The 6,207-nt window shown below is 64.9% G+C and carries 7 protein-coding genes; all 7 read left to right on the forward strand.

Features of this window, described 5'->3' with window-relative positions:
* Positions 1 to 958 (forward strand): 2-oxo acid dehydrogenase subunit E2 (locus OJI97_RS11200; RefSeq protein WP_297663503.1); only part of this gene is annotated, 958 nt, incomplete at its 5' end.
* Positions 959 to 1,024: 66 nt separating this feature from the next.
* Positions 1,025 to 1,453, forward strand: coding sequence for an endonuclease domain-containing protein (locus OJI97_RS11205; protein ID WP_297663505.1), 429 nt, complete (start codon positions 1,025 to 1,027; stop codon positions 1,451 to 1,453).
* On the forward strand, positions 1,446 to 2,843 hold the full coding sequence (gene lpdA, locus OJI97_RS11210) for a dihydrolipoyl dehydrogenase (RefSeq protein ID WP_297663507.1): 1,398 nt from the start codon (positions 1,446 to 1,448) through the stop codon (positions 2,841 to 2,843). The genes OJI97_RS11205 and lpdA overlap by 8 nt, the downstream gene beginning before the upstream one ends.
* Positions 2,844 to 2,849: 6 nt before the next feature.
* Positions 2,850 to 3,446, forward strand: coding sequence for a hypothetical protein (locus OJI97_RS11215; protein ID WP_297663510.1), 597 nt, complete (start codon positions 2,850 to 2,852; stop codon positions 3,444 to 3,446).
* Between the two features lie 88 nt (positions 3,447 to 3,534).
* Positions 3,535 to 4,140: a carboxypeptidase-like regulatory domain-containing protein gene (locus OJI97_RS11220; RefSeq protein ID WP_297663512.1), complete on the forward strand. Its 606-nt coding sequence runs from the start codon at positions 3,535 to 3,537 to the stop codon at positions 4,138 to 4,140.
* Entirely contained in the window at positions 4,137 to 4,775 is a 639-nt protein-coding gene (locus tag OJI97_RS11225) for a phosphatase PAP2 family protein (protein WP_297663514.1), read from the forward strand. The genes OJI97_RS11220 and OJI97_RS11225 overlap by 4 nt, the downstream gene beginning before the upstream one ends.
* A 54-nt stretch (positions 4,776 to 4,829) precedes the next feature.
* Positions 4,830 to 6,164, forward strand: coding sequence for an amidohydrolase family protein (locus OJI97_RS11230; protein ID WP_297663515.1), 1,335 nt, complete (start codon positions 4,830 to 4,832; stop codon positions 6,162 to 6,164).
* Positions 6,165 to 6,207 lie beyond the last annotated feature (43 nt).

Here is a 6,207-nt window from a genome sequence, read left to right on the forward strand (position 1 = left end):
GGCCCCCGCCTTCGCGGGGGCGACGGACAAAGCTGCTCCCGCCGCGTCGGGCGATCGCATCAAGGCCAGCCCGCTCGCCAAGCGCATCGCGGCGGAGAAGGGCATCGACCTGTCGACGATCACCGGCACCGGCCCCGGCGGCCGCATCGTCAAGGACGACCTCGAAGGTGTCTCGGCCAGCGCTCCGGCGGCAGCCGCGCCGGCTCCCGCCGCGACGGCGGCTCCCGCTCCGGCCCCCGCAACCGCCGGCCCGATCCCCGATTTCGGCATTCCGCACGAGGACGAGAAATTGTCGGGGATGCGCAAGACGATTGCGCGCCGCCTGACCCAGTCGATGCAGGAAGCGCCGCACATCTACCTGACCGTCGACATCCGCCTCGACGCGCTGCTCAAGCTGCGCGGCGAGCTCAACGCCAGCCTCGAAAGCCGCGGCGTCAAGCTCAGCGTCAACGACATGCTGATCAAGGCGCTCGCGGTCGCGCTCGAACGCGTGCCGGCTTGCAACGTCAGCTTCGGCGGCGATGTCATGCGCAAATATAGCCGCGCCGACATCTCGGTCGCGGTCAGCATTCCGGGCGGCCTGATCACCCCGATCATCACCGACGCGGGCGGCAAGTCGATGTCGAAAATCTCGACCGAAATGTCCGAGCTTGCCGCGAAGGCGAAGGAAGGCAAGCTCCAGCCCAGCGAATATCAGGGCGGCACCGCCAGCATCTCGAACATGGGCATGATGGGGATCAAGCAGTTCACCGCGGTGATCAACCCGCCGCAGGCGATGATCATGGCGATCGGCGCGGGCGAGAAGCGGCCCTATGTCGTCGACGACGCGCTGGCGATCGCGACGGTGATGTCGGCGACCGGCAGCTTCGACCACCGCGCGATCGACGGCGCCGACGGGGCGCTGCTGATGAAGACCTTCAAGGAACTGGTGGAGAACCCGCTGGGGCTGGTGGCATGATGAACCCCTCTCCCTTCAAGGGAGAGGGAGGGGCCCGCGCGCTTCAGCGCGTGGGAGGGTGAGGGAATGGCTGCAGGCTATTCGCAGGAGACGCTGGAGCGCGCCAAGGCTCTGCGACGCGCCCTGACCGAGCAAGAGAAGAAACTTTGGGGAGCCTTGCGCGATCGACGGTTGGGCGGCTTCAAATTTCGCAAGCAACAGCCCATTGGTCCGTTCATCGTGGATTTCGTCTGCCAGGAGCGGCGATTGATCGTTGAGGTCGACGGATCGCAACATGCCAATTCTGCAAGCGATCACACCCGAGACGCGTTCCTGATCGATAAGGGCTATCGCGTGTTGCGGGTTTGGAACAATGACGTGACTGGAAACCTGTCCGGGGTTCTGACGGCAATCCTTGCCGCGCTTTCGGACCCTCACCCTCCCATTGCTGCGCAATGGGCCCCTCCCTCTCCCTCAAGGGGAGAGGGGATTGATAATGGAGCAGACCTTGGCTGACACCAATTACGACCTCATCGTCCTCGGCTCGGGGCCCGGCGGCTATGTCGCGGCGATCCGGGCGGCGCAGCTTGGGCTGAAGACCGCGATTGTCGAGCGCGAGCTGCTCGGCGGTATCTGCCTCAACTGGGGGTGCATTCCGACCAAGGCGCTGCTGCGCTCGGCCGAAATCTATCATTATATGCAGCACGCGGGCGACTATGGGTTGAAGGCTGCGCAGATCAGCGCCGATATCGATGCGGTGGTGAAGCGGTCGCGCGGGGTCGCGAAGCAGCTCAATCAGGGCGTTGCGCACCTGATGAAGAAGCACAAGATCACCGTCCATATGGGCACCGGCAAGCTGACCGCGCCGGGCAAGCTGGAGGTGACGGGCGAGAAGGGAACCGAGACCCTTTCCGCGAAGAACATCATCGTCGCGACCGGTGCCCGCGCTCGCGACCTGCCGTTCGCGCCTGCCGACGGCAAGCGCATCTGGACCTATCGCCACGCGCTCGTTCCACCTGAAATGCCGAAGAAGCTGCTCGTCATCGGATCAGGCGCGATCGGGATCGAGTTTGCGAGTTTCTACAAGGACATGGGCGCCGAGGTCACCGTCGTCGAAATGCTCGACCGCCTCGTCCCCGTCGAGGATGCCGACGTCTCGACCTTCCTCGAAAAGGCGCTCAAGAAGCAGGGCATGACGATCCTGACCGGCGCCGGGGTCGAGGAATTGAAGGCGACCGCGAACGGCGTCACCGCCAAGATCAAGACGAAGGACGGCAAGGTCGAACAGGGCGAGTTCAGCCACGCGATCGTCGCGATCGGCATCGTCCCGAACACCGAGAGTATCGGGCTCGAAGCGCTCGGCGTAAAGACCACGAAAGGCCATATCGACACCGACGCGATGTGTCGCACCAACGTTCCCGGCCTGTGGGCGATCGGCGACGTTACCGCGCCGCCGTGGCTCGCGCACAAGGCGATGCACGAATCGATTATCGCGGTCGAGGCGATTGCGGGGGGCCATCCGCACGCGATGGACCCGCGCAACATTCCGGGCTGCACCTATTGCCGTCCGCAGATCGCCAGCGTCGGACTGACCGAGGCAAAGGCGAAGGAACTCGGTTACGAGGTCAAGGCCGGCACCTTTCCCTTCATCGGCAACGGCAAGGCGATTGCGCTCGGCGAGGCGGAAGGCTTTACCAAGACGGTGTTCGACGCCAAGACCGGCGAACTGCTCGGCGCGCACATGATCGGCGCCGAGGTCACCGAGCTGATCCAGGGCTATACGATCGGCAAGACCGCCGAACTCGTCGAGGATGATTTCATCGGCACCGTCTTCCCGCACCCGACACTCAGCGAGACGATGCACGAGGGCGTGCTCGCCGCGTTCGGGCGGCCGCTGCATATCTAGGCGCGCTTGAACCCTGCGATCCTTCATTTTTCCCGAACGGGCAGCGTCGTCAAGGCGCTGTTCTTTCTGGGCGTCGCGGCGATTGCGTTCGCCGTGGCGGGGCTGATGCACAGCGAACCTATGGCGCCGCCGCCGGTCGTCGCCGACGTGTCGGACTTTGCGCTGCCCGCACCGCCGCCGCATCGCGACCCCCTGACGCCGTTCAAGATACCGCTTCTGATTATCGCGGGGGCCGCCTGCCTTTTCTATGCCGGGCGGCACGGTTTGCGCGCGCTGACGCAGCAGACGGCGGTACGGATCGAAGGGGGACAGCTCCATTTCCATTCGAGCTATGGCGCCGATCCGAACCCCTTGCCCGCCGCGGATATCATGGAGGCCATCTGCGATCGCGCCGACCGACTGCCGGGCGAGATGTCGGGATCGGTCAGGTTCGGCGCGCGAGCGCGGCACGGCCTCTATCTTCGCTACCGCGCCGACGGATCGAGCCGCGAACTGCGCCTGATCGACAATGACATCGACGGCGGCACCGAACAATTGCGCCGCTTCGCAGCACAAATCGACGCCTGGCGCCGGTCGGCGGCGCGCACCATACCGCAGAGCTGACGGCTCCCGATCGTCCTTCATTCTCTTCTGCTTGCGTCGTTCGGGTCGCCGCGACATGATCTGTTCGGTCTTGAGAGAAGGGTAAGCGATGAAAGATTTGCGCGTCACCTTTCCCGATCCCTGCGATCAGGATTGGAGTGATATGCCCTCGCGCGGTTGCAATCGCTTCTGCGCGCAATGCGATCGGACGATATTCGATTTGTCCAATCTCGATATCGATCAAGCCGAGGTCATGCTGGCCGTCGAAGGACGCGTGTGCGTTCGTGCGCGGGTCGATAGCGAGGGTGCTGTGGAGTTGCGGCGAAAATCGACGGCCAATGTGCGGCGAATGATCCTTGCCGTCGGCACGTCGGTCGGGATGCTGATGGCGGCTGGTCACGCCGCCGCGAAGGAACAGGCGCCACAAGGTGAAATCGTGGGAAAGCTCGATACGATGTGGCCCTACGGGATGGTCATCACCGCCAGGAGTCCCGACGGCAGGGAGTATCGAAGCAAGGTGAAGCGCGACGGCGGTTACCGAATCAAGAAGCTGCCGCCCGGGACCTATTCACTCGAAATATCGGGCGGATGCGGGAAAGATTGGGACGGCGGAACGGTTGTTGTCCATGACAGGGAAGCCGCGCGGCATGATGCAACCGATCCCAATGATTGCATCATCGTCGGAATGATCGAGGTCGTGCAGGACAAGGGATGAAGGCGCAGCATATCCCTCTGGTCGCGGCGTGCCTCATCGTCGCGGTGATCCTGCTCGGCCTGATCGTCAGCGCGGGCTGGACCGTCGCTGCCGACCTTCGCATTTCGAACGCGCTGTCGCTGCGCGTCGGGCAGAGCGATCCAGGGCTCATCGCCTTCATGCAGGGGGTGAGCTGGATCGGTGGGGGCACGCCGCGCTGGATCATCGTCATCCTGCTCTCGGCGCTCGTCTGGCACTGGTGCGGGCGGCGCTGCGCGGTTGCGCTCGCGGGGGCGTCGCTGCTGGCGAACCTCGCCTCGAACGCGCTCAAATTCGCGTTCGACCGCGCGCGGCCCGACATCATCGCGCATCTCGATCATGTGAACAGCGCTTCCTATCCCAGCGGTCATGCGACGAGCGCTGCGGTTGTCTATCTGTTGCTCGCCTGGCTCGCGCCGCCGCGCTGGCGGCCGTTCGCCTGGACGCTAGCCACCGCGATGATCCTGCTCAACGCCGCCTCGCGCATCATGCTCGGCGTTCATTGGGCAAGCGACATTGCGGGCGGCACGATGCTCGGCGGCGCCTTCGCGCTGCTCGGGGCATGGTGGGTCTTGTGGCCTGAAAGATCGTCCGGGCCTAAAATTCCGCTGTCCTAAAAAGTCTCGTTTTGCCATCTATCGGACAGGCAACAGCAACAGACGGGGCGGGATATGCAATCCAGTGTGAAGTTCGGCGGTTTTCTGCGGGGAATCGCTTTCGGCGCGAGCGCGCTTTTCGCGGCGGCCGCGCTGCCGGCGACGGCGCAGGACGGGACGGCGCAGGAGGGGGCTGGGCAGACGGTGATCACCGCCGCGCGCTATCTCGACGTGCAGAGCGGCAAGATGGTCGAGCATCCGGCGATCTTCGTCGGCGCCGACGGACGCATCGCGAGCATCGCCGACGCGCGCACCGTGCGCTGGGGCGCCGCGGTCAAGCATATCGACCTGGGCGAGCGCACCCTGCTGCCCGGCCTGATCGACATGCACGTTCACCTGACCTCGCTGGCCGAGGTCGGCGGCTATCAGGGGCTGCGCTATACCGACAGCTTCTGGACCGTGATGGGCGTCGTCAACGCGAAGAAGACGCTCGACGCGGGCTTCACCACGGTGCGCAACGTCGGGTCGGCCGATTTCGGCGACGTCGGGCTGAAGCAGGCGATCGAGGGTGGCTATGTCCAGGGGCCGCGGATCATTCCCGCGGGCTATGCGATCGGCGCGACCGGCGGGCATTGCGACGAGGGCGGCCTGCCGCCGTCGATGGATCACAAGGGGCCGTCGGTGGTCGACAGTCCGCAGGAAGCGCGCGCCAAGGTGCGCTGGCTGCACAAATATGGCGCGCGCGTCATCAAGATCTGCGCGACCGGCGGCGTCTTCTCGCTCGGCGACAGCGTCGGCGCGCAGCAGCTCAGCTTCGACGAGATGAAGGCGATCGCCGATGAGGCGCATATGCTGGGAATCAAGGTCGCGGCGCACGCGCACGGCGACGACGGGATCAAGACCGCGATCCTCGCCGGGATCGACACGATCGAGCATTGCAGCCTTGCGAGCGACGAAGCGATCAAGCTCGCGATCGCGCACAACACCTGGTTCGACATGGATATCTATAACGACGATTATATCCTTGCGACCGGGACCGCGAACGGCACCGAGCAGGAAAGCCTCGACAAGGAGAAAGCGATCGGCCTCGCGCAGCGCCAGACCTTTCAGCGCGCGGTCAAGGCGGGCGTGCACATGATCTTCGGCACCGACGCGGGCGTCTATCCGCACGGCGACAATGGCCGGCAGTTTGCCAAGATGGTCGAATGGGGCATGACCCCGCTGCAGGCGATCCGCGCCGCGACGCTGAACGGCGCCGAGGCGCTGAGCATGACCGGCGACGTCGGCACGATCGCGGTCGGGCGCTATGCAGACTTGATTGCGGTGGACGGCGATCCGCTTGCCAATATCCGCGAACTGGAGGACGTCGATGCGGTGGTGAAGGGCGGGGTGCTGGTGAAGGAAAAGTAGGTTGCGTCGCCCCCGCGAAGGCGGGGGCCGCTATCGGTGTAGC

The organism is Sphingopyxis sp. (assembly GCF_025869345.1).
Lineage (GTDB): Bacteria > Pseudomonadota > Alphaproteobacteria > Sphingomonadales > Sphingomonadaceae > Sphingopyxis.

Coding starts and splice junctions, on each gene's coding strand:
- OJI97_RS11225 (WP_297663514.1), top strand. CDS start 4,137: ATGAAGGCGCAGCATATCCCTCTGGTCGCGGCGTGCCTCATCGTCGCG.
- OJI97_RS11220 (WP_297663512.1), top strand. CDS start 3,535: ATGAAAGATTTGCGCGTCACCTTTCCCGATCCCTGCGATCAGGATTGG.
- OJI97_RS11230 (WP_297663515.1), top strand. CDS start 4,830: ATGCAATCCAGTGTGAAGTTCGGCGGTTTTCTGCGGGGAATCGCTTTC.
- OJI97_RS11205 (WP_297663505.1), top strand. CDS start 1,025: ATGGCTGCAGGCTATTCGCAGGAGACGCTGGAGCGCGCCAAGGCTCTG.